The organism is Mycobacterium sp. IDUB_19, from assembly GCF_055419445.1.
In genome coordinates, this window is the sequence record NZ_JBVAXR010000014.1 from 1 (window position 1) to 26,065 (window position 26,065).

Annotated in this window: 27 protein-coding genes and 2 pseudogenes; 19 read left to right on the forward strand and 10 right to left on the reverse strand. The window is 66.3% G+C overall.

What is annotated here, in order from left to right:
- Window positions 1–26 precede the first annotated feature (26 nt).
- The 7 genes from ACZY0B_RS13410 to ACZY0B_RS13440 all read left to right on the forward strand — a co-directional run bounded on the left by ACZY0B_RS13410 (window position 27) and on the right by ACZY0B_RS13440 (window position 7,146).
- Window positions 27–1,010: a pirin family protein gene (locus ACZY0B_RS13410; RefSeq protein ID WP_463764611.1), complete on the forward strand. Its 984-nt coding sequence runs from the start codon at window positions 27–29 to the stop codon at window positions 1,008–1,010.
- 2 nt (window positions 1,011–1,012) lie between these two features.
- Window positions 1,013–1,648 carry a TetR/AcrR family transcriptional regulator gene (locus ACZY0B_RS13415; RefSeq protein WP_463764613.1) on the forward strand — a complete coding sequence of 212 codons (636 nt, stop codon included), beginning with the start codon at window positions 1,013–1,015 and terminating at the stop codon, window positions 1,646–1,648.
- A gap of 86 nt (window positions 1,649–1,734) precedes the next feature.
- Window positions 1,735–2,694, forward strand: a complete 960-nt coding sequence (locus ACZY0B_RS13420) for a class I SAM-dependent methyltransferase (RefSeq protein ID WP_463764614.1) — start codon at window positions 1,735–1,737, stop codon at window positions 2,692–2,694.
- Window positions 2,695–2,727: 33 nt separating this feature from the next.
- On the forward strand, window positions 2,728–3,669 hold the full coding sequence (locus ACZY0B_RS13425; protein ID WP_463764615.1) for a class I SAM-dependent methyltransferase: 942 nt from the start codon (window positions 2,728–2,730) through the stop codon (window positions 3,667–3,669).
- On the forward strand, window positions 3,670–4,602 hold the full coding sequence (locus ACZY0B_RS13430) for an SAM-dependent methyltransferase (protein ID WP_463764616.1): 933 nt from the start codon (window positions 3,670–3,672) through the stop codon (window positions 4,600–4,602).
- A 182-nt stretch (window positions 4,603–4,784) separates the two neighbouring features.
- A complete protein-coding gene (locus tag ACZY0B_RS13435) occupies window positions 4,785–6,215 on the forward strand; it encodes an aldehyde dehydrogenase family protein (protein WP_463764617.1) in 1,431 nt (476 codons plus the stop codon).
- A 67-nt stretch (window positions 6,216–6,282) separates the two neighbouring features.
- Window positions 6,283–7,146 carry an SDR family oxidoreductase gene (locus ACZY0B_RS13440; RefSeq protein ID WP_463764618.1) on the forward strand — a complete coding sequence of 288 codons (864 nt, stop codon included), beginning with the start codon at window positions 6,283–6,285 and terminating at the stop codon, window positions 7,144–7,146.
- Window positions 7,147–7,175: 29 nt separating this feature from the next.
- On the opposite strand, the gene ACZY0B_RS13445 is transcribed toward ACZY0B_RS13440, so the two are convergent.
- Together ACZY0B_RS13445 and ACZY0B_RS13450 are read right to left on the reverse strand one after the other, a co-directional pair.
- Window positions 7,176–8,000, reverse strand: a complete 825-nt coding sequence (locus ACZY0B_RS13445; protein WP_463764619.1) for a tyrosine-protein phosphatase — start codon at window positions 7,998–8,000, stop codon at window positions 7,176–7,178.
- Window positions 7,993–9,213, reverse strand: a complete 1,221-nt coding sequence (locus ACZY0B_RS13450; protein WP_463764726.1) for an acyl-CoA dehydrogenase family protein — start codon at window positions 9,211–9,213, stop codon at window positions 7,993–7,995. The genes ACZY0B_RS13445 and ACZY0B_RS13450 overlap by 8 nt, the downstream gene beginning before the upstream one ends.
- Before the next feature lie 107 nt (window positions 9,214–9,320).
- Between ACZY0B_RS13450 and ACZY0B_RS13455 the strand changes: the two genes are divergently transcribed.
- The 4 genes from ACZY0B_RS13455 to ACZY0B_RS13470 all read left to right on the forward strand — a co-directional run bounded on the left by ACZY0B_RS13455 (window position 9,321) and on the right by ACZY0B_RS13470 (window position 12,719).
- Window positions 9,321–9,791, forward strand: coding sequence for a nuclear transport factor 2 family protein (locus tag ACZY0B_RS13455; RefSeq protein WP_463764620.1), 471 nt, complete (start codon window positions 9,321–9,323; stop codon window positions 9,789–9,791).
- Between the two features lie 73 nt (window positions 9,792–9,864).
- The gene (locus tag ACZY0B_RS13460) at window positions 9,865–10,968 is read left to right on the forward strand and encodes a Re/Si-specific NAD(P)(+) transhydrogenase subunit alpha (protein ID WP_463764621.1); all 1,104 of its coding nucleotides are present in this window, start codon (window positions 9,865–9,867) and stop codon (window positions 10,966–10,968) included.
- A complete protein-coding gene (locus ACZY0B_RS13465; RefSeq protein WP_463764622.1) occupies window positions 10,969–11,298 on the forward strand; it encodes an NAD(P) transhydrogenase subunit alpha part 2 in 330 nt (109 codons plus the stop codon).
- Window positions 11,295–12,719, forward strand: coding sequence for an NAD(P)(+) transhydrogenase (Re/Si-specific) subunit beta (locus tag ACZY0B_RS13470; protein ID WP_463764623.1), 1,425 nt, complete (start codon window positions 11,295–11,297; stop codon window positions 12,717–12,719). The genes ACZY0B_RS13465 and ACZY0B_RS13470 overlap by 4 nt, the downstream gene beginning before the upstream one ends.
- On the opposite strand, the gene ACZY0B_RS13475 is transcribed toward ACZY0B_RS13470, so the two are convergent.
- Window positions 12,716–13,321, reverse strand: coding sequence for a TetR/AcrR family transcriptional regulator (locus ACZY0B_RS13475; protein ID WP_463764624.1), 606 nt, complete (start codon window positions 13,319–13,321; stop codon window positions 12,716–12,718). The genes ACZY0B_RS13470 and ACZY0B_RS13475 overlap by 4 nt on opposite strands.
- An 86-nt stretch (window positions 13,322–13,407) precedes the next feature.
- Here ACZY0B_RS13475 and ACZY0B_RS13480 point away from each other — a divergent pair, with 86 nt between their 5' ends.
- Window positions 13,408–14,640: a cytochrome P450 gene (locus ACZY0B_RS13480; RefSeq protein WP_463764727.1), complete on the forward strand. Its 1,233-nt coding sequence runs from the start codon at window positions 13,408–13,410 to the stop codon at window positions 14,638–14,640.
- A 48-nt stretch (window positions 14,641–14,688) separates the two neighbouring features.
- Here ACZY0B_RS13480 and ACZY0B_RS13485 read toward each other — a convergent pair whose 3' ends face one another.
- Window positions 14,689–14,817 (reverse strand): hypothetical protein, encoded by a 129-nt coding sequence (locus ACZY0B_RS13485; RefSeq protein ID WP_201263506.1) that lies wholly within the window; start codon window positions 14,815–14,817, stop codon window positions 14,689–14,691.
- A gap of 183 nt (window positions 14,818–15,000) precedes the next feature.
- Between ACZY0B_RS13485 and ACZY0B_RS13490 the strand changes: the two genes are divergently transcribed.
- A complete protein-coding gene (locus tag ACZY0B_RS13490) occupies window positions 15,001–15,636 on the forward strand; it encodes a TetR/AcrR family transcriptional regulator (RefSeq protein WP_463764625.1) in 636 nt (211 codons plus the stop codon).
- A gap of 86 nt (window positions 15,637–15,722) precedes the next feature.
- A pseudogene (locus tag ACZY0B_RS13495) lies at window positions 15,723–16,253 on the forward strand (acyltransferase family protein); the annotation flags it as partial.
- 9 nt (window positions 16,254–16,262) lie between these two features.
- On the opposite strand, the pseudogene ACZY0B_RS13500 reads toward ACZY0B_RS13495, so the two are convergent.
- Window positions 16,263–17,157 (reverse strand): annotated as a pseudogene (locus tag ACZY0B_RS13500) (alpha/beta hydrolase).
- 110 nt (window positions 17,158–17,267) lie between these two features.
- Between ACZY0B_RS13500 and ACZY0B_RS13505 the strand changes: the two are divergent.
- Both ACZY0B_RS13505 and ACZY0B_RS13510 read left to right on the forward strand, forming a co-directional pair.
- Window positions 17,268–18,368: an NAD(P)H-dependent amine dehydrogenase family protein gene (locus tag ACZY0B_RS13505; protein ID WP_463764626.1), complete on the forward strand. Its 1,101-nt coding sequence runs from the start codon at window positions 17,268–17,270 to the stop codon at window positions 18,366–18,368.
- 19 nt (window positions 18,369–18,387) lie between these two features.
- Complete coding sequence (locus ACZY0B_RS13510; protein ID WP_463764627.1) at window positions 18,388–19,128, forward strand: glucose 1-dehydrogenase; 741 nt, start codon at window positions 18,388–18,390, stop codon at window positions 19,126–19,128.
- Here the strand turns inward: ACZY0B_RS13510 and ACZY0B_RS13515 are convergent.
- Window positions 19,125–19,778: a nitroreductase gene (locus ACZY0B_RS13515; protein ID WP_463764628.1), complete on the reverse strand. Its 654-nt coding sequence runs from the start codon at window positions 19,776–19,778 to the stop codon at window positions 19,125–19,127. The genes ACZY0B_RS13510 and ACZY0B_RS13515 overlap by 4 nt on opposite strands.
- 83 nt (window positions 19,779–19,861) lie before the next feature.
- Between ACZY0B_RS13515 and ACZY0B_RS13520 the strand changes: the two genes are divergently transcribed.
- Complete coding sequence (locus ACZY0B_RS13520) at window positions 19,862–21,211, forward strand: FAD-binding oxidoreductase (protein WP_463764629.1); 1,350 nt, start codon at window positions 19,862–19,864, stop codon at window positions 21,209–21,211.
- A gap of 50 nt (window positions 21,212–21,261) precedes the next feature.
- Here the strand turns inward: ACZY0B_RS13520 and ACZY0B_RS13525 are convergent, their stop codons facing one another.
- From ACZY0B_RS13525 to ACZY0B_RS13540, 4 genes are all read right to left on the reverse strand, one after another.
- Window positions 21,262–21,813, reverse strand: coding sequence for a TetR/AcrR family transcriptional regulator (locus tag ACZY0B_RS13525; protein WP_463764630.1), 552 nt, complete (start codon window positions 21,811–21,813; stop codon window positions 21,262–21,264).
- A gap of 54 nt (window positions 21,814–21,867) precedes the next feature.
- The gene (locus ACZY0B_RS13530; protein ID WP_463764631.1) at window positions 21,868–22,701 is read right to left on the reverse strand and encodes a thioesterase family protein; all 834 of its coding nucleotides are present in this window, start codon (window positions 22,699–22,701) and stop codon (window positions 21,868–21,870) included.
- A gap of 18 nt (window positions 22,702–22,719) precedes the next feature.
- Complete coding sequence (locus ACZY0B_RS13535) at window positions 22,720–23,538, reverse strand: SMP-30/gluconolactonase/LRE family protein (protein ID WP_463764632.1); 819 nt, start codon at window positions 23,536–23,538, stop codon at window positions 22,720–22,722.
- 73 nt (window positions 23,539–23,611) lie between these two features.
- A complete protein-coding gene (locus ACZY0B_RS13540; RefSeq protein ID WP_463764633.1) occupies window positions 23,612–24,097 on the reverse strand; it encodes an SRPBCC family protein in 486 nt (161 codons plus the stop codon).
- 144 nt (window positions 24,098–24,241) lie between these two features.
- On the opposite strand from ACZY0B_RS13540, the gene ACZY0B_RS13545 reads away from it, so the two are divergent.
- Window positions 24,242–25,123, forward strand: a complete 882-nt coding sequence (locus ACZY0B_RS13545; protein ID WP_463764634.1) for an acyl-CoA thioesterase — start codon at window positions 24,242–24,244, stop codon at window positions 25,121–25,123.
- A gap of 15 nt (window positions 25,124–25,138) precedes the next feature.
- Entirely contained in the window at window positions 25,139–26,059 is a 921-nt protein-coding gene (locus tag ACZY0B_RS13550; RefSeq protein WP_463764635.1) for an LLM class F420-dependent oxidoreductase, read from the forward strand.
- Window positions 26,060–26,065 lie beyond the last annotated feature (6 nt).

Consider the following 26,065-nt stretch of genomic DNA (forward strand, 5'->3'; position numbering starts at 1 on the left):
GGTAGTCCTAGACGAAGGAGGTCGATATGCCTGCCATCACCGCAGACACGTTGACATTGCCCCGGGTGAGCGCGGCCAGTCCGCGGGAGACGGAACGTCCGGTCCGATCGGTCAGCACCGGCCCCCGCGGGTACGAGGGCGAGGGATTCCCGGTCGTCCGGGCATTCGCCGGGGTCAGCACCGCGGCCCTGGACCCGTTCGTGCACATGGACCAGATGGGCGAGGTGAACTACGAGCCGGGGGAGCCGCGGGGTACCGATTGGCACCCGCACCGTGGCTTCGAAACCGTCACCTACATGATCGACGGCAAGTTCGCGCACCAGGACTCCCACGGAGGTGGCGGCCTGATCACCGACGGTGCGACGCAGTGGATGACGGCCGGTTCGGGCATCCTGCACATCGAGACCCCGCCCGCGGAATTGGTCGAAAGTGGTGGTGTCTTCCACGGCATCCAGCTCTGGGTGAACCTGCCGAAGAAGGACAAGTTCGCACCGCCGAGGTATCAGGCGATCGAAGGGAACGACGCCAGGTTGCTCGCCTCCGACGATGGCGGGGCGCTGGTCCGCATCATCGCAGGCGAAATCGACGGTCACCGCGGGCCCGGTGCCACTCACACGCCAATCACGCTGGCGCACGCCACGATTCAAAATGGGGCCAGGCTCAACATTCCCTGGCGTCGCGATTTCAACGCGCTGGTGTATGTGTTGTCCGGGAGTGGATCAGTCGGTCCGGTCGAGCATCCGATTCACCAGGGTCAGTTAGCTGTGTTCGGGCCCGGCGACCGGATCACCGTGACTGCTGACGCCACTCAGGGATCGTCATCGACCTCGGCAATTGATGTGCTGCTGCTGGGTGGACAGCCGATTCGCGAGCCGGTTTTCTACTACGGGCCATTCGTGATGAACTCGCGAGCGGAATTGCTCCAAGCAGTCGAGGACTACCAAGCGGGAAAATTTGGCAACATTCCGCCAAATGCCTTAATGCCGCATCACGCGGGTGGCACACTTTAACGGTGCCGTCAACGGCGAGGCGCCGGCCGGGCCGTCCACCCGCCGCTAAGGCTGACGAGACGCGCAAGAGAATCTTGCGCGCCGGCCGAATCGTCTTCAGCGAACGCGGCTACGAGGGAGCCACTTTCCAGGCCATCGCGGTGCGCGCCGATCTCACCCGGCCAGCCATCAACCACTACTTTTCCAGCAAGCGAGTGCTGTATCGGGAAGTGTTGAGCCAAACCACCGAACTCCTATTCGGCGCCGGTATTGCCCAGGCGGACCGTGAGACAACGCTGATGGCGCGGCTCACCGGGTTCATCTCGGCGGCGGTGGCGGTGAATTCCGAGCATCCCTCGGCCTCGGCGTTTCTGATCGGCTCGATTCTGGAATCCCAGCGCCACCCGGAATTGAGCCAATCCGAAAACGATGCGATACGGATTTGCCGAGGGTTTTTGACCCGGGCGATCAACGACGCAATCGCGCAGGGGGAGTTCGCTGCCGACATCGATGCCAATGCATTGATCGAGACACTTCTCGTGGTGCTGTGCGGTGCCGGGTTCTACGCCGGTTATGTCCAGAGCTACCAGGAAATGCAGGCCGTCACCGGCATGCTGGGCCAGTTGCTGGACGGCGCGCTGTTTCGGTCCGGGGCCTAGCCGGGTAATCGCGGCGCTCGGGCGTGCAGTGAGATCGCGCACAAAGCGTATAGGCTAACTAACTTATTCGGGTAGCATGGCGCGAGATGACTGATCTCGACGATTCCTCCTCGTTGCAGCCCCCGTTACCACCCTCGCTTCGAACCGTGGGGGACTCGTGGGCCATCACCGAGCTCGTCGGCGCCACCGCGTTGGGCGTCGCGGCCGCGCGCGCCGCGGAGACGGCTGGATCCGACCCGCTGATTCGTGACGAATTCGCCTGGAAACTCGTGTCGCCCGCCGGACATGCGTGGGCCCGGCTGACCGATCCCGAGCTGGCTTGGCTGGACGGCGACGCGCACGGGCAGCGGGCGCATCGCCTCAGCATCGACTACCAGGCCGTACGGACGCACTTCTTCGACGAGTACTTCGCCGACGCCGCCCGCGACGGGATCCGGCAGGTGGTGATTCTGGCCGCCGGCCTGGACTCCCGGGCCTACCGGCTGGATTGGCCCGTCAAGACCGCGGTCTACGAGATCGACCAGCCCAAGGTGCTGGAGTACAAAACCGCGATTCTGGAATCGCATGGCGCGGTGCCCACCGCCCGTCGGCGCACGATCGCGATCGATCTGCGCGAAGACTGGCCCGCGGCGCTGACGGCGGCCGGATTCGACCGCACCCAACCGACGGCATGGCTGGCCGAGGGCCTGTTGCCGTATCTGCCCAGCGATGCCCAGGACCGGCTTTTCGAGATGTTCACCGCGCTCAGCGCGCCGGGCAGCCAGGTCGCTATCGAGGCGTTCGGCATGAATTCGAGCAGCAACACCAACCGCTGGCAGCGGATGCGCGATCGGCTCGGCCTGGACGTCAACGTCCAGGCGCTGACCTTCCACGAGCCCGACCGAACGGATGCCGCCGAGTGGCTGACCGGCCACGGCTGGCAGGTGACAGTCGTGAACAACCGCGAGGAGATGGCCCGGCTGGGCCGCGCGGTCCCCGAAGACCTGGCCGACGATGCCGTGCGCAGCGCGCTGCTGCGGGCGCGTTTCGGCGGACCAACCCACTGACCCAACGAGACACCACAAGACCGGGAGCACACGATGAGTTCACTGCGCACACATGACGACACTTGGGACATCAAGACGAGCGTCGGCAGCACCGCGGTCATGGTGGCTGCCGCCCGCGCCATCGAAACCGAGCAGCCCGACGCGCTGATCCAGGACCCCTACGCGAGACTGCTGGTCAACAACGCCGGGGCCGAGATCATCTGGGAGGCGATGCTCGACCCGGAGGTCGTGGCCAAGATCGAAGCCATCGATGAAGAATCCGCCGCTCGCATCCACCACATGCGTGGCTACCAGGCGGTTCGGACCCACTTCTTCGACGCGTACTTCGCCGATGCAGTCGCCGCCGGGATCCGCCAGGTGGTGATCCTCGCGTCGGGTCTGGATTCGCGCGCGTACCGCCTGGACTGGCCGGCCGGCACCACCGTCTACGAGATCGACCAGCCCCAAGTGCTGGACTACAAGTCCTCCACACTGGCCGAAAGCGGCGCCACCCCTTCCGCCGATCGTCGCGAGGTAGCCATCGACCTGCGTGAGGACTGGCCGGCCGCGCTGCGTGCCGCCGGCTTCGACCCGGCTCAGCGCACCGCGTGGCTGGCCGAGGGATTGTTGATGTATCTGCCTGCCGAGGCCCAGGACAAGTTGTTCACCCAGATCGGCGAACTGAGCCCGGCGGGCAGCCGCGTCTCGGCCGAAACCGCACCCACGCACTCCGATGAGCGGCGAGAGCAGATGCGGGAACGGTTCAAGAAGGTGGCCGACGAGATCGGCATTGAGCAAAGTGTCGACGTCGGCGAGCTGATGTATCGCGACGAGAATCGGGCGGACGTCGCGGAGTGGCTGAACGACCACGGCTGGCGCGCCACGGCGCAAAACTCGCTGGACGAGATGGACCGTGTGGGCCGCCGGGTTGCCAGCGTCGAGCTGGACGATGACAAGGACGCCTTCTCCGACTTCGTGATCGCTGAGCGCCGGTAAATGCCGCGTACCGCGGACGACTCCTGGGACATCGCCACCAGTGTCGGGGCGACCGCGGTGATGGTCGCGCTGGCCCGCGCCGCCGAGACCGCCAGCGCTGATCCGCTGATCCGCGACCCGTTCGCCGAGCCACTGGTCTCGACGCCCGAACTCGAGGGCGTTCGCGAGCAGGTGGCCGCGTGGTGGGCCGGCGACGGCGATGACGAAGCCGAGGACGAAGACTTTTCGGTCCGGTCGCAGAACATGATCGACTCGCAGGCAGTGCGCACCCACTTTTTCGATGCCTACTTCGCCGCCGCTGCGCAGGCCGGTGTTAGGCAGATCGTGCTGCTGGCCGCGGGCCTGGACTCCCGCGCCTACCGGTTGGATTGGCCGGCCGGCACGATCGTTTACGAGATCGATCTGCCCAAGGTGCTGGAGTACAAGACCGGAACACTGGACGGCCTCGGCGCTGAGCCGATCGCCGAGCGGCGACCAGTGCCCGTCGACCTTCGCCACGACTGGCCGGCAATGTTGCGCAGCAAGGGTTTCGACGTGAGTCAGCCGACGGCGTGGCTGGCCGAAGGGCTGTTGCCGTTCCTGCCGGCTGCGGCGCAGGAGGCCTTGTTCATCGCGATCGACGCGCTCAGCGCATCGGGCAGCCTGGTGTCCGTCGAGAACTTCGGCATCGACCCGGACAGGCGCCGGGAAGCCGAGGCCAGCTTTGCCGAACTACGCGCCAAGCGCGAAGCCCGCGGCCAAGACACCTCGTTCAACCCATTCGACCTGTGGTTCGAGGATGGGGAGCGCCCCGATTGTGCGGACTGGTTCGCGGCTCACGGCTGGGCCACCGCGGCGGTCGACGGGCACGAAGAGGCGCTGCGGCTGGGCCGGGCGTCGCAGCCCGAGACCCGACCTTTTGTGGTCACGTATGTGACCGCAACCAAACCCTGACCAGGCGGTCTGGCCACATCCGTGGCGAGACGACTCCTGGTCATCGCGTCGATGGCCGGCGCTTGCCGGATCTTCCTTTACTGCCCACCCAACCGGATGGTTAGGATCGCGGTTATCGCCCGTGAGTGTCCGCGCACACAGTCGTGGGCATCTCCGGGAAGGTGCGAGAAGGGAAGACAGCGATGACTACCGAATCGGTTGCACCAAAGACATCCGAGTCCACCAACGGGGCCGCGGCGGCTCAGCCCGTCGATATCCCCGCGACAGTGGCCCGGCTGCGCCAGACATTCGCCACCGGGCGCACCCGTGACCTGGAGTGGCGCAAGCGTCAGCTGCTACAGCTGGCCAGGTTGATGGAAGAAAACGACGCCGCGATCAACGCCGCGCTTGCCGAGGACCTGGACCGCCACCCGTTCGAGGCGTTCATCGGAGATGTCGCCGGCACTATCGGCGAGGCCAAGTACGCCGCCAAGAACGTGCGAAAGTGGACGAAGCGCAAATACCGCCTCCTCGAGGCGGCGCAACTTCCCGGCCGGGGCTGGATCGAGTACGAGCCTTACGGCACCGTGCTGGTCATCGGCGCCTGGAATTACCCGTTCTACCTGACCTTGGGTCCGGCGGTCGGCGCGATCGCCGCCGGAAACGCGGTGGTGCTCAAGCCGTCAGAAATCGCGGCCGCTTCTTCGCACCTGATGGCCGAGCTGGTGCCGCGCTATCTCGACAGCGATGCGATCGCGGTGATCGAAGGCGACGGTGCGGTAAGCCAGGAGCTGATCGCGCAGGGCTTGGACCGGGTGATGTTCACCGGTGGCACCGAGATCGGCCGCAAGGTCTACGAAGGCGCGGCGCCGTACCTGACCCCGTGCACGCTCGAGCTCGGCGGCAAGAGCCCGGTGATCGTCGCGGCCGATGCCGATGTGGACGTCGCGGCCAAACGGATCGCCTGGATCAAACTGCTCAACGGCGGGCAGACCTGCGTCGCCCCCGACTACGTGCTGGCCGACGCGAAGATCCGCGACGAACTCGTGAGCAAGATCAGCGCGGCCATCACGAAGTACCGCTCGGAGGGGCCGACCGGCATGCGGGTGGCCAACCAGCGCCAGTTCGACCGGCTCAGCGGTTACCTCAAGGGCGCGGGCGGCAAGGTCAGCGTGGGCGGCGGCACCGACCCGTCGACCCTGCGCATCGAGCCGACGGTCGTCGTCGACCCCGACGTGGACGGGCCGCTGATGACAAACGAGATCTTCGGACCGCTCCTGCCGGTGATCACCGTCCAATCCCTGGACGACGCAATACGTTTCGTCAACGCACGGCCCAAGCCATTGTCGGCGTACCTGTTCACCAAGTCGCGCGAAGTCCGCGAGAAGGTGATCAGGGAAGTTCCGGCCGGCGGCATGCTGGTCAACCACCTCGCCTTCCAGGTGTCGACGGCCAAGTTGCCGTTCGGTGGGGTCGGCGCATCGGGAATGGGTGCCTACCACGGCAAGTGGGGCTTTGAGGAGTTCAGCCACCGCAAGTCGGTGCTGACCAAACCGACCCGTCCCGACCTCTCCAGCTTCACCTACCCGCCGTACACGGAGCGGGCACTGAAGTTGGCCCGCAGGCTGTTCTGACACACTGGCCCGGCAACTTTCGACAGCCGACCACAACCTTTGATTTCTCAACGCAGAGAGGAACCTGATGCCCGGAGTGCAGGATCGCGTCATCGTCGTCACCGGAGCCGGTGGGGGATTGGGTCGCGAGTATGCGCTGACCCTCGCCAAGGAGGGTGCCAGCGTCATCGTCAATGACCTCGGTGGGTCCCGCGACGGCACCGGCGCCGGCCACAACATGGCCGACGACGTGGTCAAGGAGATCAAGGACGCCGGTGGCCGGGCAGCCGCCAACTACGACAGCGTCGCCGAGCCCGAGGGCGCCGAGAAGATCATCAAGACCGCGCTCGACGAGTTCGGCGCGATCCACGGTGTGGTGAGCAACGCCGGGATCCTGCGCGACGGCACCTTCCACAAGATGTCGTTCGAGAACTGGGATGCCGTGCTCAAGGTGCACCTGTACGGCGGATACAACGTCATCCGCGCGGCCTGGCCGCATTTCCGGGAGCAGAGCTACGGCCGCGTGGTCGTCGCCACCTCCACCAGTGGCCTGTTCGGCAACTTCGGCCAGACCAACTACGGCGCGGCCAAGCTCGGGCTGGTCGGCCTGATCAACAGCCTGGCGCTGGAGGGGGCCAAGTACAACATCCACGCCAACGCGGTCGCCCCGATCGCGGCCACCCGCATGACCGAGGACATCCTTCCCAAGGAAGTGCTGGAGAAGCTCACCCCGGAGTATGTGGCGCCGGTGGTGGCCTACCTGTGCACCGAGGAAAATCCCAACAGCGCTTCGGTTTTCGTGGTCGGCGGGGGCAAGGTGCAGCGCGTCGCGCTGTTCCAGACCGACGGCGTCAACTTCGACACGCCGCCGACGGTGGACGACGTCGCCGCGCACTGGGACGAGATCACCGACCTGTCCGCGGCGAAGCAGGCCGACTTCAAGTTGGCCTAAGCCCAGACGCGACCGGGGTGGTCAGCGAGTCAGGCGAGCAGTTCGCCGCGTAGGCGCTCGACGTCTGCCTCGCTGATACCCGCGTCGCGCAGATAGGCGTCCAGCGATCCGAATGCCTCGTCGATGGTTCGGTACGCGGCGGCCAGGTATTCCGGACGCACGCCGAGGACACCGTCGGACAACCGCGCCTCGGTGAACGTCTCCACCTCCGGGGTGAGTTCGACGTCGGAGCGCTGCTGGATCATGTCGTAGATGTGTTCTCGCAGTTGGGGTACCGCGGCGTTGCTGCGCAGGTAGTCGGCAACGATGGTGTCGCGGTCGATGCCGATCGTTTCCAGCACCGTGGCGATGACGAAGCCGGTGCGATCCTTGCCCGCGAAGCAGTGCGTGAGGACCGGACGCCCGGCTGCCAGCAGGGTGAAGACCCGGTGCAGCGCCTGCCGAGCCCCGTTACGCGTTGGGAATTGGGCGTATTCGTCCGTCATGTAGCGGACGGCGGTCGCGTTGATTGCTTCGTCGGATTCGCCGGGTTCGCCATCGAACAACCGTCGAAACGCTGTTTCGTGCGGAGCCTCGTCATCAGTCGGCGCGTCATCGCCGAGGTCGGGGAAGGGCAGTAGGTGGATCTCGATGCCGTCGGGCACCAATCCCGGTCCGCGGCGGGCAACTTCGCGGTTTGCGCGCAGGTCGGCGACGTCGGTGATGCCCAGCTGGCGCAGGGTTGCGCGGCCGTCGTCGTCCAGTCGGCTCAGCTCGCCGGAGCGGAACAGCCGTCCGGGCCGAAGCGCGGGCGTGCCGTCGGCGACATCGCGGAAGTTCCAGGCGCCCGACAGTTCTCGCAGCGCTTCAGTCATGCGTGGTGACCGCCGAGGCGAAGGTGGACTGCTCGCCGCCGAGTTCGGCGCGTGCGATCGTTCGCATGTGCACCTCGTCGGGTCCGTCGAAGATGCGCATGGCGCGATGCCAGGCGTACATCCGGGCCAGCGCCGTGTCTTCGCTGACGCCCGCGGCGCCGTGCACTTGGATGGCGCGGTCGATGACATCGCACGCGATTTGTGGGGCTACCGCCTTGATCTGCGACACCAGCAGATGCGCTGCCCTGTTGCCGTGCTGATCGATCGTCCACGCCGCCTTCTCGCACAGCAGCCTGGCCTGGTCTATTTCGTTGCGGGACTTAGCAACTGCTTGCTGGACGAGGCCTTGGTCGGCCAACGGCCTGCCGAACGCGATGCGGGTGTTGGCCCGGTGCACCATCAAGGCCAACGCACGCTCGGCCCCACCGAGCGCGCGCATGCAGTGGTGGATGCGGCCCGGCCCGAGCCTTGCCTGGGCGATCGCGAAACCGGAACCCTCTTCGCCGAGCAGGTTGGTCACCGGCACCCGGACGTTGTCGTAGATGATTTCGCAGTGGCCGGGCTGGTCCTGGTAACCGAAGACCGATGTGGAGCGCACCACGGTGACGCCCGGCGTATCGATCGGCACCAGCACCATCGACTGCTGCTGGTGGCTGGCCGCGTCGGGATTGGTCCGGCCCATCACGATCAGGATCTTGCAGCGCGGGTCCGACGCGCCCGAGGTCCACCACTTGCGGCCGTTGATGACGTAGTCGGCGCCGTCGCGCACGATGGCCGTTTGGATGTTGCGGGCGTCGCTGCTGGCGACCGCCGGCTCGGTCATCGAGAAGGCGCTGCGGATCTCGCCGGCCAGCAACGGCTCCAGCCACTGCTTGCGCTGCTCCTCGGTGGCGAACAGGTGCAGGGTCTCCATGTTCCCGGTGTCCGGCGCCGCGCAGTTGACCGCTTCGGGGGCGAGCTCCAGGCTCCAGCCGGTCAGCTCGGCCAGTGGGGCGTATTCCAGGTTGGTCAGCCCCGACTCGGCCGGCAGGAACAGGTTCCACAGGCCACGTTCTTTGGCCTTGGTTTTGAGTTCCTCGATGACTGGCGGAACGGTGTGGTCGTCGGGGCCGGCCTCGTGGCGGTAGCTGTCGTAGGCGGCCTCAGCCGGAAAGACATACTCAGTCATGAAGTCGGACAACCGCTTGTGGTAGTCGGTGGCCTTAGCCGACATCGCGAAGTCCATGACCGTCACGATAGGTCACGGTCCGCGGCGCCCAGTTTCAGGTCGCCGGCGCGACTCTTAAACCGCGATGAACACCGATCGAGCACGATGGACTCATGACCGACGCCGCCGAATCCCGGCCCCCGTTCCCCCCGTTCACGTATGAAACGGCACTGCAGAAGGTCCAGGCCGCCGAAGACGCCTGGAACACCCGCGACCCCGAAAAAGTCAGCCTGGCCTACACACCCGACTCGCGATGGCGAAACCGCGGCGAGCACGTCGTCGGCAGGGCCGAGATCGTGGCGTTCCTGACCCGCAAGTGGCAGCGCGAACTCGACTATGCGCTGCGCAAAGTGTTGTGGGACTTCCACGACAACCGGATCGCCGTGCGGTTCCAGTACGAGTGCCACGATGACACCGGCCAGTGGTATCGCAGCTACGGCAACGAACTGTGGGAATTCACGCCGTCCGGATTGATGGCGCGCCGCGAGGCCAGCATCAACGACGTGCCGATCGAGGAATCAGAACGGCGTTACTTCGGGCCCCGGCCGGCATCCGAACACGGCCAAGACATCCCGCTTTGGTAGCGGCCGCTAGGGTGTTCAACTCAACGGAGTTCGCAACAAGGCAGTTGAGCTAAGGAAAGTAGATGTACGCGCCATGACAGATGCGCAGGCCAACACCGTCAGGGTCGGGGTGGTTGCCGAGTCCGGGACCGATGAGCGGCGTGTCGCGCTGGTACCCAAGGCGGTCGCATCCCTGGTGAGCAGCGGTGTGGCGGTGGTGGTCGAGGCCGGAGCGGGTGCGCGGGCTCTGCTTCCCGACGAGCTCTACACCGAGGCCGGCGCCACCATCGGAGACGCGTGGGCCGCCGATGTCGTCGTCAAGGTCGCGCCGCCGAACACCGCCGAGGTCGGCAAGCTGCACAGCGGTCAGACCTTGATCGGCTTCCTGGCGCCCCGCAATGCCGAGAACTCGATTGGCGCGCTGAAGGCGGCCGGTGTGCAGGCGTTCGCACTCGAGGCCATCCCGCGCATCTCGCGGGCCCAGGCGATGGATGCGTTGTCGTCGCAGGGCAACGTCTCCGGCTATAAGGCCGTGCTGCTGGCGGCGTCGGAGTCCACCCGGTTTTTCCCGATGCTGACGACGGCGGCCGGAACGGTCAAGCCGGCCACGGTGCTGGTGCTCGGGGTGGGCGTGGCCGGGCTGCAGGCGCTGGCCACGGCCAAGCGGCTCGGCGGGCGTACCACCGGGTACGACGTGCGTCCCGAGGTCGCCGACCAGGTGCGGTCGGTGGGAGCGCAGTGGCTCGATGTCGGTATCGACGCGGCAGGTGAGGGCGGGTACGCCCGCGAACTCACCGATTCCGAACGCGCCGAGCAGCAGCAGGCATTGGAAAAAGCGATCAGCGGATTCGACGTCGTGATCACCACGGCGCTGGTTCCGGGCCGGCCCGCGCCGCGCCTGGTGACCGCCGCGGCGGTGCAGGCAATGAAGCCCGGCAGCGTGGTGGTCGACCTGGCCGGGGAGACCGGGGGCAACTGCGAGCTCACCGAGCCCGGGCAGACGGTCGTCCGCCACGACGTCACCATCGCCTCGCCGCTCAACCTGCCGGCGACCATGCCCGAGCACGCCAGTGAGCTCTACAGCAAGAACATCACGGCCCTGCTGGACCTGCTGATCACCGACGGCAAGCTCGCCCCCGACTTCGGTGACGAAGTTATCGCGGACTCGTGTGTGACCCGCGACCGAGAGGACTCCTAGATGTACGACGAACTTTTAGCCAACCTCGCGATTCTGGTGCTGTCCGGTTTCGTCGGGTTCGCGGTGATCTCCAAGGTCCCCAACACGCTGCACACCCCGCTGATGTCGGGCACCAACGCCATTCACGGCATCGTGGTGCTGGGCGCGCTGGTGGTGTTCGGCGAGGTTGAGCACCCGTCGCTGGCGGTGCAGATCATCCTGTTCGTCGCGGTGGTGTTCGGAACCCTGAACGTCATCGGTGGCTTCATCGTCACCGACCGGATGCTGGGCATGTTCAAGGGCAAGAAGAAGCCCGTGCCCGCCACGAGCGAGGAGCCGGCCGCCAAATGAACTACTTGGTGATCGGCCTCTACATCATCTCTTTCGGGCTCTTCATCTATGGCCTGATGGGCCTGACCGGGCCCAAGACAGCGGTGCGCGGCAACCTGATCGCGGCGGTGGGTATGGCGCTGGCGGTGGGGGCCACGCTGGTCAAGATCCGGCACACCGAATCCTGGGTGCTGATCATCGCCGGTCTGGTGGTGGGTGTTGCGCTGGGCGTTCCGCCGGCGCGGCTGACCAAGATGACCGCCATGCCGCAGTTGGTGGCGTTCTTCAACGGCGTGGGCGGCGGTACGGTCGCGCTGATCGCGCTTGCGGAATTCATTGACACCAAAGGCTTTTCGGCGTTCCAGCACGGCGAGTCCCCGACCGTGCACATCGTGGTGGCCTCGCTGTTCGCCGCGATCATCGGATCGATCTCGTTCTGGGGATCGATCATCGCGTTCGGCAAGCTGCAGGAACTCATCTCCGGATCGCCGATCGGCTTCGGCAAGGCCCAGCAACCGGTCAACCTGCTGCTGCTGACCGCGGCCGTGGCTGCCGCGGTGGTCATCGGCCTGCATGCGCATCCCGGCAGCGGGGGAGCACCGTTGTGGTGGATGGTCGGCCTGCTTGCCGCGGCCGGCCTCCTTGGCTTGATGGTGGTGCTGCCCATCGGCGGTGCCGACATGCCGGTGGTCATCTCACTGCTCAACGCGATGACCGGGCTGTCGGCCGCCGCGGCGGGCCTGGCGCTGAACAACACCGCGATGATCGTGGCGGGCATGATCGTCGGCGCCTCGGGTTCGATCCTGACCAACCTGATGGCCAAGGCGATGAACCGGTCCATCCCCGCGATCGTCGCGGGCGGCTTCGGCGGTGGCGGGGTCGCCCCGAGCGGCGACGGCGGGGGCGACAAGACGGTCAGGGCCACCTCGGCCGCCGACGCGGCGATCCAGATGGCCTACGCCAACCAGGTGATCGTGGTGCCGGGCTACGGCCTGGCCGTCGCCCAGGCACAGCACTCGGTCAAGGACATGGCGGCCCTGCTGGAGAACAAGGGTGTGACGGTGAAGTACGCGATCCACCCGGTTGCCGGCCGGATGCCCGGGCACATGAACGTGTTGCTGGCCGAGGCCGAGGTCGACTACGACGCCATGAAGGACATGGACGACATCAACGACGAGTTCGCCCGCACGGACGTCGCGATCGTCATCGGCGCCAACGACGTCACCAACCCGGCCGCCCGCAACGACGCGTCCAGCCCGATCTACGGCATGCCGATTCTCAATGTGGACAAGGCGAAGTCGGTCATCGTGCTCAAGCGGTCGATGAACTCCGGGTTCGCCGGCATCGACAATCCGCTGTTCTACGCGGAAGGCACCAGCATGCTGTTCGGTGATGCGAAGAAATCGGTGACCGCCGTCGCCGAGGAGCTCAAAGCCCTCTAACCCGGCTTGCGCGGTAGCGCCGCAACGACGGGACCGATCCACACGCCGAGCAGACGGCGCAGTTCGGTCACCCCGCCGGTCGGCGGCGACATGATGAACGACTGCAGAGTGCGCAACACAATCTGCAGGATGTCTTCGATCGCGGCAGGTGGAAACGGCGACCAGTCGACGTCGAGGCGGTCCAAAATCGAACGTCCCAATACCCGGGCGGTGTCGTTTGTGACGGTGACCTGTTCGGCGAACGCCGCGGTGCGCGACGCCCGCAGCATCAGGCCGATATAGGGATCTTTAGGCAAGCGCTCCAGGGTCAGGCAGATGCCCTCGATCAGCGCCGCGGCCGGGTCGGTCATGCCGTGCAGCGCCGTCGCGAGGTGGTCCATGAAGTCGGCGGTCGCGTCTTGAGCAGTCGCCTGTAGCAGCTCGTCGGTCGAAGCGAAGTAGTGATAGATCGTCTGCCGGGTGACGTTCAGGGTGCGCGCGACATCGGCCAAGGTGATCTGGTCGCCGCAGTCGTCAATGGTTTGGCGGGTGGCCGACAGGATGCGGGCCACCGCCTCTTCATCGCTGGCCGGAACGCTGCCGCCCCATCCACGGGTCCGCACACCGCGACGATATCCGACGCGCACGTTTTCTCCTGGTCATACGTCCCACAATCATCTGTATGATCGAAACCGTCAAAGGAGACGACATGAACACGACGACGTGTCCGTTCGGAGAGAACTTCGATTTCACCGACCCCGACGTATTGCTGGCGGGCCTGCCGGTCACTCAATTCGCCGAGCTGCGCCGCACGGCCCCGGTCTGGTGGAACGCACAGCCCGAGTCGATCTTCGACGACGGTGGCTACTGGGTGATCAGCCGCCACGAAGACGTCAAGGCGGTCTCCAGGGACAGCGAGCTGTGGTCGACGAACCGCAAGGGCGCGGTCATGCGCCTTCCCGACGGGGTCACCGCTGATCAACTCGAATTGACCAAAGCCTTGCTGGTCAACCACGACGCGCCCGAGCACACCCGGCTGCGCAAGCTGGTGTCGCGGCTGTTCACACCGCGCGCGATTACCCAGCTCGAAGAGAAGCTGGCCGGGGCGGCGGCCGAAATCGTGCACGCCGCCTCGCTCAAGCAGGACGGCAACTTCGTCGACGACATCGCGATGAACCTGCCCCTGCTGGCGATCGCCGACCTGATCGGGGTGCCGGAGGCAGACCGCGCGAAGTTGTTCGACTGGACCAACGCGATCATGAACACCGACGATCCCGACTTCGACAGCGATCCCACGGTCGCCAATGCGGAGCTGATGGCCTACGCCTACAACATGGCCGATGAGCGGCGCCGCTGCCCGGCCGACGACATCGTCACTCGTCTGATCGAGGCCGACATCGACGGGGATGCGCTGGGGGACGTCGAATTCGCGTTCTTCGTCATCCTGCTGGCCGTGGCCGGCAACGAAACCACCCGCAACGCCATGACGCATGGGATGAACGCGTTCCTGGACAACCCCGATCAATGGGAACTGTTCAAGCGGGAGCGGCCGGCCACCGCGGTCGACGAGATCATCCGATGGGCCAGCCCCGTGCATTGCTTCCAGCGCACCGCGCTTGCCGACGTCGAACTCGGCGGTGTCACGGTTCGGGAAGGTCAGCGCGTGGGCCTGTTTTACAGTTCGGCCAATTTCGACGAGGAAGTCTTCGAAGACCCTTTTCGATTCGACATTTCGCGCAATCCCAATCCGCACCTGAGTTTCGGCGGCAACGGGGCGCACTACTGTATCGGTGCCAACCTGGCCCGCATGGAGATCAAATTGATCTTCGACGAGCTCGCTGAGCAGTTACCCGACATCACCAAGCTCGCCGAACCGCAGCGACTGCGATCGGGCTGGATCAACGGAGTCAAGCGCCTCGACGTCGCCTACCGGTCTACGTAGGCGGATACGCCGGGCCGCGGGTGTGAAAAAAGTCTGCTCGCGACGTGTCTAGACGGGCGGGTAGGCGGGCGGCGGGTACCCGTTGCCGTCCTGAACCCCACGCAGGCCCCAGGTGAAATACTTCATGAAGAATTCGATCTCGTCGCTCGCGTCGTAGTCCGGGCTCGGATCCATCAGCGCTACCTCTCCCCTTGCGACTAGTTCAAATATTGGAGTCTAGTCCCATCCGCGCCGGTGCGACAGGCGGCCGAAACGTATCGAGGCCTTAAACTGTCCAACCAGTTGATTGGTAACTTTGCTTGAACCGGGCCTGGATCCAAGCCCGTCCGGCCCCGCTGGCAGCGACGATAGTGAGTAGAGATGTCATCCGACAGCATCACCCGCAACGGGTTAACACGCCGCGAGGAGTTGCTGGCTGTTGCCACCAAGCTGTTCGCCGCCCGCGGATACCACGGCACCCGGATGGATGACGTCGCCGACGTCATCGGCCTGAACAAGGCGACCGTCTACCACTACTACGCCAGCAAGTCGCTGATCCTGTTCGACATCTACCGCCAGGCCGCCGAGGGCACGCTGGCCGCCGTGCACGACGACCCTTCGTGGACGGCGCGCGAGGCGCTCTACCAATACACGATTCGCCTGCTCACCGGCATCGCCAGCGATCCCGAGCGGGCCGCGGTGTACTTCCAGGAGCAGCCCTACATCACCGAGTGGTTCACCGACGAGCAGGTCGCCGAGGTCCGCGAGAAGGAAGCCCAGGTCTACCACCACGTGCACGGCCTGATCGACCGCGGGATCGCCAGCGGCGAGTTCTACCAGTGCGACTCCCATGTGCTGGCGCTGGGCTACATCGGGATGACGCTGGGCAGCTACCGGTGGCTGCGGCCGAGCGGGCGGCGCAGCGCCAAGGAAATCGCCGCCGAGTTCAGCACCGCGCTGCTGCGCGGGCTGATCCGCGACGAGGCGATCCGCACGAAATCTCCCCTCGGGCCGTAGCCCGCCCGTCTTTGAGTAGTACTACTCAGGCCTGACGCGTAGATTCGCGCGGGACTTGGCATTTGCTGTTCGGCGATGCTTTCGCCATGACAACTTCACTGGGCATTCCCAGCCCCACCGAGCTGGCGGCGCGCACACCGACTGACCGCGACCGCGCCCTCGATCTCATTCGCATCGTGTCCCTGGTCGGCGTCGTGGCCGGCCACACCGTTATGGCGATCAGCATCATCGAAAACCACGTGCTCATCTGGGACAACATGCTCACCACCTCGGTGGTGTTTCAGGCACTTACCTGGATTTTCCAGATCATGCCGCTGTTCTTCTTCGCGGGCGCGGCGGCATGCCTGTCGTCCTGGCAGCCCGGGACCAACTGGGGCGGCTGGCTGATGAAACGCTGCACCAGGCTGTTCCGGCCGGTGTTCTACTACCTCGGGTTTTGGGCGGTCGCGCTGACCATGTTGTATCCGGTTCTGCCCCAACACATCTACCAGCCCGTCGCCGGCGTCAGTATCCAGCTGCTGTGGTTCCTGGGCGCCTACGTGTTGGTGTTGGCCGCGATGCCGGTCTTGGCGCGGATTGCCACCCTGACCCGCCTCGCCGCAGGCGTGGGCGTGGTCTAGGACTACTCAGATCGCGGGCTTCAAATGCTTGTCGAGAAAGGCGAGCTGGTCGGCGACCACCCGCTCGAAGGCGTCATCGACATAGATCGCGAAATGGCCTTCCGGGTAGGTTCGCACCTCGCCGCGGGGAGCCTTGGCCGCGTGGCGCAGGGTGGCGTCCGCGGGCGCCACCGAGTCGTGCTCGCACACACAGAACAGGATCGGGCAGCCGATCCTCGCGGCGCGCCGACCGGGCCGGTAGGTGAAGACCTTCATCGCGATGCGCGCGGCGATCTCGTTGCGCAGTTCGACGCCCTCGGGAACCAGCCCCAGGTAGCCCGCGTAGGAGTCGGGCGTATTCATCAACGCGACGTCCCCGGGCTTGCCCGCGGTCGCGATCATCACCGGGGGCCTGCCCAGCCGGGCGCCGATAACGTCGCGAATTGCCCGCACGGTGATGCGCTTTGGCCAACGGGTTGGAGATCGTGCGCGCCGACGCGATGCCGTCGGTAAACGGACATTGCGCGACGACGGCGGCGATTCCCGGCAGCCGGGCTGCCGTGGCGATCACATGGCCACCGGCAAAAGACGTGCCCCACAGCGCGATTCGATCGTGGTCGATCCCGTCGAGAGTGCGGGCGTAGGCCACGGCGGCGGCCCAGTCGGCCAGCTGCATATCGATGTCGAGGACTTGGCGCGGCTGACCTTCGCTGTCGCCGAAGTTGCGGTAGTCGAAGACCAGGCAGGCGTAGCCGGCCGCGGTGAACCGCTCGGCGTAGGCATCGAGTCGCATGGTGCGCACCGCGCCCAGGCCGTGGGCCATCACCAGAAGCGGCGGGGCGCTGACGCCGGCGGGTCGATAGAGCCATGCGCTGATCCGGTCGGCGCCGGAGGTGAATTGGACATCTTCGCGCTGTGTCATCGACGTTCCATTCTGGCTGGCCGCCGTTACGTCCGGCCCGGTAGGCGCCCCGGAAGTTATGGACTAGTGTCTAGAAAAGTTTGCCAAGTTTCAAGGGACGGAGACTGTAGATGGCGATCCGCGTCGCGCATGTCGGTACCGGAAACGTCGGAGGCCTGGCCCTGGCCGAACTGATCACCAACCCGCAGTTCGAACTGGCCGGCGTGTGCGTGTCCACACCGGAGAAGGTGGGCCGCGACGCCGGGGAACTGTGCGGCGTCGGCCTGGACGCCCCCACCGTCACGGGCATCGCTGCGGTCGACGACCTGGACGCCATCATCGCTGCCAAGCCCGAGTGCGTCGTCTACTGCGCGATGGGCGACACTCGGCTGCCCGACGCGATGGCCGACGTCATGCGCATCCTGGCCGCCGGAATCAACGTCGTCGGCTCGTCGCCAGGGCTGCTGCAATACCCGTGGGGCGTCATGCCCGACAAGTACATCGCTCGCGTGGAGGACGCTGCCAAGCAAGGGAATTCGAGCATCTTCATCAGTGGTGTCGACCCGGGATTCGCCAACGACCTGATCCCGTTCGCGCTCGCCGGGACGTGTCAGCGCATCGAGCAGGTGCGCTGCATGGAGATTCACGATTACGCCAGTTACGACGGCGAAGAAGTCATGAGTTATATGGGCTTCGCCCGGCCGATGGACGAAATCCCGATGCTGCTGCAGCCGGGCATTCTGAGCATCGCCTGGGGCACCGCGATCCGTCAGCTGGCGGCCGGCCTCGGCATCGAGGTCGACCAGATCACCGAGTCCTACCAGCGAGAACCGGCGCCGGAGGATTTCGACATCGCGGTCGGCCATGTGGCCAAGGGAACGGTGGCCGTGCTGCAGTTCGAGATTCGCGGCATGGTCAAGGGCCATCCCGCCGTCGTCATCGAGCACGTCACCCGATTGCGGCCCGACCTGCGACCCGACCTGCCGCAGCCCGCCGCCGGCGACGGCTCCTACCGCGTCGAGATCACCGGCGAGCCGTCGTACGCCGTCGACATCATTCCGAGCAGCCGCAAGGGCGACCACAACCACGCCGCGATCGCCGGCGCCGCCGGTCGTGTCGTCAACGCGATCCCGGCCGTGATCGCGGCACCGCCCGGCATCCGAACCACCCTCGATTTACCGCTGGTGACCGGCAAAGGCCTTTACACACCAAGCACTTTGGTGACCACTTAAAACGAAAGGAGACCCTCACGTGGGTCGGGTAGACGGCAAAGTTGCACTCATCAGTGGCGGTGCCCGCGGGATGGGCGCCGAAGACGCGCGCCTTCTCGTGGAGGAAGGCGCCAAGGTGGTGATCGGTGACATCCTGGACGACGAGGGCAAGGCGCTGGCCGACGAAATCGGCGAGGCCGCACGCTATGTGCACCTCGACGTCACGCAGCCCGATCAGTGGGACGCCGCGGTCGCGACCGCGATCGGCGAATTCGGCAAGCTCAACGTGCTGGTCAACAACGCCGGAACCGTGGCGCTCGGCCCGCTGCGGAGCTTCGATCTGGCCAAGTGGCAGAAGGTGATTGACGTCAACCTGACCGGGACCTTCCTGGGCATGCGGGTGGCCGTCGACCCGATGATCGCGGCCGGCGGTGGCTCGATCATCAACGTCTCGTCGATCGAAGGCCTGCGCGGTGCGCCCATGGTGCACCCGTACGTCGCGTCCAAGTGGGGCGTGCGTGGGCTGGCCAAGTCGGCGGCCCTGGAGCTGGCACCGCACAACATCCGGGTCAACTCCGTTCACCCGGGCTTCATCCGCACTCCGATGACCGAACACCTGCCCGAGGACATGGTGACGATCCCGCTGGGCCGGCCCGGGGAAGTGCGGGAGGTCGCGACGTTCGTGCTGTTCCTGGCCAGCGACGAGTCGTCCTACGCCACCGGCAGCGAGTTCGTCATGGACGGCGGGCTGATCACCGACGTGAACCACAAGGAGTTCTAGTCGTCGGCGAACACGACCTTCCGTTCGACCGGATCCCGGCCGAGGCGGATGTGGTTGGCGGCGAAATCCGGGTCCGGGTAGCCGACTGACAGGCCGCACAGGATGGTCAACTCGGCCGGGATGTTTAACTGCTCACGCAGGACTTCGGGGTAGCCGGCGATCGCCACCTGGACACAGGTGCCAAGCCCGTGGGCGGTGAGCGTCAGGATCAGGTTCTGCAGGAACATCCCGACACCGAGGGCGTCGGTCAGGCCCAGCTCGTGGTGCATGCACACGACGCCGGCCAGGGGCGCACGAAAGAACTCCCAGTTGCGCAACACCGCGGCGCGCCGGCCGGCCTGGTCGTCGCGGGCGATGCCCATTGACCCGTAGACCACTTTCCCCGTATCGCTTCGATAGTGGGCGAAGGCTTCCGGCAGCGGCGGTACCTTCGGCGGTCCCGCTTCTGCGGCCTCGAGCAGCGCGGCCACCAGCCGGTCCCTGGCCGCGCCGGACGCGAAGTAGAGGTGCCACGGTTGCACATTCGAGTTCGACGGTGCACGAATCGCCAGGTCCAGCGCTTCGTGAAGCAATTCCCGCGGCACCGGCCGGTCGGGCAGGAACATCCTGATCGAACGGCGTTGCCTGATCACGTCCTCGAGGTCGTACATCCCCGCTCCCAGCGTCGTGTGATTCCTGCAGTCTTCCAAGGCGGTGTGATCGACCGGCACCGGCGGGTGCTATAACCGCGAACATGCCAGGCAGCGTTGCGGACCTGAAAGGGATTGTCGGATCCAACCACGTCGTCACCGACCCCGATGTGCTGTCCGGGCGCAGCGTCGACCACACCGGCCGCTATCGCGGCCGGGCCAGTGCGCTGGTGCGGCCGGGGTCGGCCGAGCAGGTCGCCGAGGTGTTGCGGGTGTGCCGTGACGCCGGAGCCCACGTCACCGTGCAGGGCGGCCGCACCTCGCTGGTGGCCGGCACTGTTCCCGAGCACGACGACGTGCTGCTGTCCACCGAACGGCTTTGTGCGCTAAGCGATGTCGATACCGTCGAGCGCCGCATCGCCGTCGGTGCCGGAGCCACTCTGGTCGCCGTGCAACACGCCGCGATCGCGGCGGGCCTGGTGTTCGGCGTGGACCTGGCCGCCCGCGACACCGCTACCGTCGGCGGCATGGCCTCGACCAACGCCGGCGGGCTGCGCACGGTCCGCTACGGCAACATGGGCGAGCAAGTCGTCGGCCTGGATGTGGCGTTGCCCGACGGGTCGCTGATGCGCCGGCACAGCCTGGTGCGCAGCGACAACACCGGATACGACCTGCCGGCGTTGTTCGTCGGCGCCGAGGGCACTCTCGGTGTGATCACCGCGCTGGATCTGCGGCTGCATCCCACGCCGTCGCACCGGGTGACGGCGGTCTGCGGCTTCGACGATCTCGACGCGCTGATCGCCACCGGCCGCACCTTTCGGGACGTGGACGGGATCGCCGCGCTGGAGTTGATCGACGGCCGCGCCGCCGCGCTGACCGCCGAGCATCTCGGCTTTTCGGCACCGGTCGAGGCGGCCTGGCTGCTGTTGGTGGAGCTGGCCGCCGACCACGATCAGACCGACCGGCTCGCCGACCTGCTCGCCGACGCGCCGATGTGTGCCGAGCCCGCGGTGGGAGTGGATGTTGCTGCGCAGCAACGGCTATGGCGCGTGCGCGAATCGCTGGCCGAGGTGCTCGGCGTGTACGGACCGCCGCTGAAGTTCGACGTCTCGTTGCCCTTGGCGGCGATCGCCGGGTTCGCCGCGGATGCGGTCGCCTTGATTCGCGAGCTGGTCAGCGACGCCGTGCCGCTGTTGTTCGGCCATGTCGGTGAGGGCAACCTGCACCTCAACGTGCTGCGCGTGCCGCTCGACCGGGAGAAGGTGTTGTACGCGCCGATGATGGACCTGATCGCGGCATGCGGGGGCAATGTCAGCTCCGAACACGGCGTCGGCAGCCGCAAGCGGGCCTACCTCGAAATGTCAAGGCAGGCAACCGATATCGCAGCGATGCGGTCGGTAAAGGCCGCGCTGGACCCGACCGGATACCTGAACGCGGCGGTATTGTTCGACTAGTCTTCTGTCCTGCGACGATGCGGGCCGGCAGGGCCCGCTGAGAAGTAGGGCTATTCAGCCGCGGCGGGCTTGATCCCGACGGCGTGGCGCAGCTGCGCCAGGAACTGCTCGGCGTCGTCGCTGCGAACGATGTAGTGCGAGATGGCGATCCGGATCACGGTCGCCGCCTTCACCGCGGCATTGGGTCCGGGCAGGTGTCGTTGCAGACCGTCGCGCATCTGCGGGATGACGTGGGCGAACTCGGCGATGGTGTGCTCGGGTTCGACGTCGACCATGCGCACACCCGAGTACGAATGCTGGTACTCGACAATGAATCGCAGCACGGCGTCAAGCTTGTCGTAGCCCTTGAGCCCCGCGGTGGCTTTCACCAAACCGCTTTCGAACAGCTGGCGCTCGTACTGCGAGAACGCCGACAGCAACTCCTCTTTGGACGCGAACCAACGGTAGAGCGTGGGGCGCGAAACCCCGGCCTGGGCGGCGACCTCGGACAGGCTGAGTTTGGTCTTGCCGTTGCGCCCGAGCACCTCGGCGGTCGCCAGCAGGATCCGCTGACGCGTCGAGGTGTCCTCGGTCATGGTCGTCGCCCCGGCCGGCTGGGTCATATCTGAGACTTTACGAAGTATTGCCGAACTAGCCACATTTCTTCTGCTCCCCCGTCAGTCTGACCGCGGCCGCCGGCGCACCAGCACTGACTGCTGGATGGCGCCGACCGCACCTTGCTCGTCGAACAGCGTGCCGATCGTCGTCCCGATTCCGTCCGGCCCGTAACTGGTTTCCGCGCGGATACCGACCCAGTCACCGTCGGGCACACGGAACACGTGCACGGCGAGATCGGTGTTCAAAAACGTCCATTTGGTGATGTCGAGTTTGCTGCCGATGCCGTTGGCGCAGTCGGCCACCGCGAACAGCCGTTCCAGCTGCGTCATGTTCTCGCCCTGGACCACGTCGGCGTCCGGCTTGATCCACGATTCGCCGGGGCCCGGGCTCAGCGGCTCGGTCAGCCAGAGCCACTCCAGGCTGTGCACGTAGTTGCGGTCCCACTCCTTGGCCTTGAGATTGCGGTTGCGCGCTTCGGCTCTCGGCCGGGGCAACTCGGCAGCCGCGTGCGCCACCGCCTGGGTGTCCTGCTGCTGCAGCCGCCAACCGCTGGCGCGAGCGACCGGGCGGGGCTGGCCGTCGGGGCCCAGCGCCAGCATCTCGGCGGTTACCAGCTCGATCTGTTTGCCGCCGCGCTGCAGCTGCGAACGGACCCAGATATCTCCCTCGGACGGCACCCCGCCCAGCAGGTCGATGACGACCCGGGACAGCCGGGTGTCGTCGCGCTGCTCGCACCGCTCCAGCGCCCGGGCCAGCAGCGCCGACACCGGACCGCCGTGCTGGATCGCCGCCGACCAGGTGCCGCGCGCCAGGTCGGTCGCCCGGAACTTCTCTCCGAACGCGTCGGCTTGGCCACTAGGGGGGTCGATCAGCTCGTAGTAGGAGTCGGTCACGTGTCTACCTCTCGGGTCTCAGGGCAGCCCGGCGCCGGGCGTGGCGACCTGCACGGCGTCCAGCCGCGAGAGTCGGGTGCCCACCAGGCGCTGAGGATAAGCGTCGGTGCTCGACAGCAGGAACAGGATGCGGCGTTCGGGGCCGCCGAGCGTGCAGGCGATGGCGACCCGATCGCCGATGTCGATGCGGTCGGTCACGTCGCCGCCCTCGACGATCCGCTCGAATTGGTGAGCCAGCGTCATCGATGTCCACACGCCGCCCTCGGCGTCCAGGGTGATGCCGTCGGGCGGTCCGTCCAGGCCGTCGGCGAAGGTCTGCCGGTCGTGCAGTGCGCCGGCGTCGTCGATGGTGAACGCGGTGAGCCGCCGGCCGGTCGATTCGGCGACGATCAACGTCTTGCGGTCCGGCGTGATGACCATTCCATTGGGAAAGTCGAGGTCCGCTGCGACGACGGTGACGCTGTCGTCGGCGTCGAGGCGCACGATGACGCCGCCGGAGAAGGCCTGGGACCCGATGTAGGCCCGCCCCGCGTCGTCGATGACCATATCGCCCAGGTTGGCCGGTACCAGGGGAGTGAGATCGGCGATCTCCACCACCGTTTCCCCGTCGTAGCGCAGCACCCGCCGGTCTTCGGCCGAGGCGATCAGCAGCGACCCGTCGGGACGGAAACCCAGGCCCGATGGAGAGTGACCGGGCAGCGGCAACGTGGTCAGCGCGCCTCCCAGGGTCGAGGTGTGGACCGCCTCGCCCAGCATGTCGGAGAACCAGAGCAGACCCTCGAACCAGCGGGGGCCTTCGCCGAAGCAGAACCCGTTGGCCAGCGGCTCGGGGATCATCCGCGCGCGCCTTTGGGCAAAGATTCCGCTTTACAAAACACCGCAGAAGTGTCATGCAATGGCGGCGCTGGTGTCAATCTGTTGCCCGGGCGAGCTCGCGTGCGACGGCCTCGTGATAGGCGTCGATCCTGGCCGGGTTGGCCTGTTCGAAGAGCCGATCGGGCAGCGGGGCGTGCTTGGGCGCCTCAATCGTCATGGTGCGGGAAAACAGCGTCATGTCCTGTCCCGGCCTGCTGAACCGGTAGGACACCGTGATGCGGCCCTCCAAGCCCCCTTGAAAAATACCGCCCTCGCGGTCATGGCCCAGGCGTCCGATCGAGGTGAATACGAACTGGATGGGCCGCACCGCGACGGCCAGCTGCCAGCTGAAGATCCGATCCCCGTCGGGACCCGCTTCCTCCCAGGTGTCGCCGACCTTGAGTGGCAGTGGTGGCAGTTCGCCGATGTGCGCGCTGCCGGGATAGGTCTTCGTCCAGTTTTCTGGATTGGTGACGAAGTCGTACACGGTCTCGGCGGACTGGGTGAACGCGGTCTCTGACGTGCTCGTCACGATGCCCAATTACGTTGCCTCTCTGTGCTTTCCATTGGCCTATTCGGGGCCGGCCCGCAGTGCTCGCCGGAGTCTTGTTAGCCAAGCTTTACAAATCCTACTCAAAGTGTCACGCTGAGCCGGAAGCCGCAAGCGCGAGAGGTGGAGTGCGATTTGACCACGGAATCTGAGCAGACTGAGTGGACGGTTCAGGGCCTGCTGGATCTGTTTGACGTGCAAGCCGACGGGGACGACCGGTTCACCGGTGACACCGGCATCGCCGTTGGCGACGAACGGCAGGTGGTGGAAGGCACTCAGGTGCTCGCCCAGGCGATTGTCGCCGTGGCCAAACGCTTCCCGGACAAGTCGGTTCGCTCGGCACACGCGGTGTTCTCGCGTGCCGTGGTCGTCGGGCCGCCGATCGAGCTCGTCATCGACGTGGTGTCCGAGGGCCGGTCCACCGCGACCGCGGTCGTCGCCGTGCATCAGAACGGGCGGCGCTGCCTGAGCATCACGGTGCTGGCCGACGTTCCCACCGACGACGTCATCCGCCACCAGCTGCCCCGGCCCGACGTGGCCGCCCCGGCCGATGCGCACCACTCACCGATGCCGATGGTCGGACGCGAGCTACGCCTGGTCGATGTCCTCGACGTCAACAGCCCCGACGAGGTCGGACCGCCGGAGCTGCACGCGTGGTTGCACTACGACCCGATCCCGGCCCGTGACGACCTGGCCAAGGCGCTGCTGGCGTACTTCACCGGCCATCTGGGGATCTCCACCACCATGCGCGCGCACCCGGGCATCGGCACCGCCCAGGCGCACCTGACCGTGTCCACCGCCCCGATGAGCATCTCGGTCGCCTTTCACGAACCGGTCAGCTGGAGCGGGTGGCTGCTCTACACGCACGAGAGCACCCAGGTCGGCGCCGGAATGTCGTATGTGCGCGGCGCCGTCCATGCGCAAGAGGGCGAGCTGCTGGCCTCCTTCGCGCAGGAGGCCCTGATCCGACCGCTGCGCACCAGCGACAGCGCGATCGACTCGCGCGCACGCTTCTGACGGCCGGGAACCCAGATGCGCTTCACGATCACCCACCCGATGCACAGCTACCCCTACAACCCCGAGCTGGTCAGTGGGGACGGCATCGGTAAGGTCGCCGCGGCCGCCGAAGCGGCGGGCGTCCATGGATTCGGCTTCACCGACCATCCCGCGCCGTCGCAGCGTTGGCTGGAGGCCGGCGGACACGACGCATTAGATCCTTTTGTCGCATTGGGTTTCGCGGCGGCCACCACATCCACGCTGCGGCTGATCCCCAACATCGTGGTGCTGCCGTATCGAAACCCGTTCGTGGTGGCCAAATCCGGGGCCACCCTGGACCTGCTGTCCGGAGGCCGCTTCACGCTTGCGGTCGGCGTTGGCTATCTCAAGCGCGAGTTCGCTGCGCTGGGTGTCAGCTACGACGAGCGCGCCGAGCTGTTCGAGGAATCCCTGCAAGTGATCCGGGCGATCTGGACCGGCGACGACATCACCTTTGAGGGAAAGCATTTCAGCGCGCGCGGCATCACGGCGCATCCGCGGCCGGTCAGCAGCCCGCACCCACCGATCTGGATCGGCGGCAACACGTCGTCATCCCGGCAGCGGGTAGCGCAGTATGGCGATGGCTGGTGCCCGTTTCCCGCGCCGCCGCAGCTGGCCCAGACCGCCGGCACGGCGTCCATCACCTCCGTGGAACGCCTCACGGAATGCATTGACGATCTCCGACGCAGATGCGATGCGGCCGGCAGAGATTGGTCGGCGATCGACATCACCTTCACCAACTTCGAGGGTGGCAGCATCACCGACGACGACTTCAACGCCGACGCTTACCTCGAGGGCCTGCAAAAGCTGGAGAAGCTGGGGGTCACCTGGGTGAGCATCCACCTGCCCGGCGACAGCATGGCGCACGCGCTCGAGACTCTGGACCGTTTCCGTACGCTCGTGATCGACGCCGCCTAGTTGGAT

Bases quoted from the DNA above. Each gene is read 5' to 3' on its own strand.
- ACZY0B_RS13410 (WP_463764611.1), top strand. From the start codon at position 27: ATGCCTGCCATCACCGCAGACACGTTGACATTGCCCCGGGTGAGCGCG.
- ACZY0B_RS13420 (WP_463764614.1), top strand. From the start codon at position 1,735: ATGACTGATCTCGACGATTCCTCCTCGTTGCAGCCCCCGTTACCACCC.
- ACZY0B_RS13425 (WP_463764615.1), top strand. From the start codon at position 2,728: ATGAGTTCACTGCGCACACATGACGACACTTGGGACATCAAGACGAGC.
- ACZY0B_RS13430 (WP_463764616.1), top strand. From the start codon at position 3,670: ATGCCGCGTACCGCGGACGACTCCTGGGACATCGCCACCAGTGTCGGG.
- ACZY0B_RS13435 (WP_463764617.1), top strand. From the start codon at position 4,785: ATGACTACCGAATCGGTTGCACCAAAGACATCCGAGTCCACCAACGGG.
- ACZY0B_RS13440 (WP_463764618.1), top strand. From the start codon at position 6,283: ATGCCCGGAGTGCAGGATCGCGTCATCGTCGTCACCGGAGCCGGTGGG.
- ACZY0B_RS13445 (WP_463764619.1), bottom strand. From the start codon at position 8,000: ATGACTGAAGCGCTGCGAGAACTGTCGGGCGCCTGGAACTTCCGCGAT.
- ACZY0B_RS13450 (WP_463764726.1), bottom strand. From the start codon at position 9,213: ATGTCGGCTAAGGCCACCGACTACCACAAGCGGTTGTCCGACTTCATG.
- ACZY0B_RS13455 (WP_463764620.1), top strand. From the start codon at position 9,321: ATGACCGACGCCGCCGAATCCCGGCCCCCGTTCCCCCCGTTCACGTAT.
- ACZY0B_RS13460 (WP_463764621.1), top strand. From the start codon at position 9,865: ATGACAGATGCGCAGGCCAACACCGTCAGGGTCGGGGTGGTTGCCGAG.
- ACZY0B_RS13465 (WP_463764622.1), top strand. From the start codon at position 10,969: ATGTACGACGAACTTTTAGCCAACCTCGCGATTCTGGTGCTGTCCGGT.
- ACZY0B_RS13470 (WP_463764623.1), top strand. From the start codon at position 11,295: ATGAACTACTTGGTGATCGGCCTCTACATCATCTCTTTCGGGCTCTTC.
- ACZY0B_RS13480 (WP_463764727.1), top strand. From the start codon at position 13,408: ATGAACACGACGACGTGTCCGTTCGGAGAGAACTTCGATTTCACCGAC.
- ACZY0B_RS13490 (WP_463764625.1), top strand. From the start codon at position 15,001: ATGTCATCCGACAGCATCACCCGCAACGGGTTAACACGCCGCGAGGAG.
- ACZY0B_RS13505 (WP_463764626.1), top strand. From the start codon at position 17,268: ATGGCGATCCGCGTCGCGCATGTCGGTACCGGAAACGTCGGAGGCCTG.
- ACZY0B_RS13515 (WP_463764628.1), bottom strand. From the start codon at position 19,778: ATGTACGACCTCGAGGACGTGATCAGGCAACGCCGTTCGATCAGGATG.
- ACZY0B_RS13520 (WP_463764629.1), top strand. From the start codon at position 19,862: ATGCCAGGCAGCGTTGCGGACCTGAAAGGGATTGTCGGATCCAACCAC.
- ACZY0B_RS13525 (WP_463764630.1), bottom strand. From the start codon at position 21,813: ATGACCCAGCCGGCCGGGGCGACGACCATGACCGAGGACACCTCGACG.
- ACZY0B_RS13535 (WP_463764632.1), bottom strand. From the start codon at position 23,538: ATGATCCCCGAGCCGCTGGCCAACGGGTTCTGCTTCGGCGAAGGCCCC.
- ACZY0B_RS13550 (WP_463764635.1), top strand. From the start codon at position 25,139: ATGCGCTTCACGATCACCCACCCGATGCACAGCTACCCCTACAACCCC.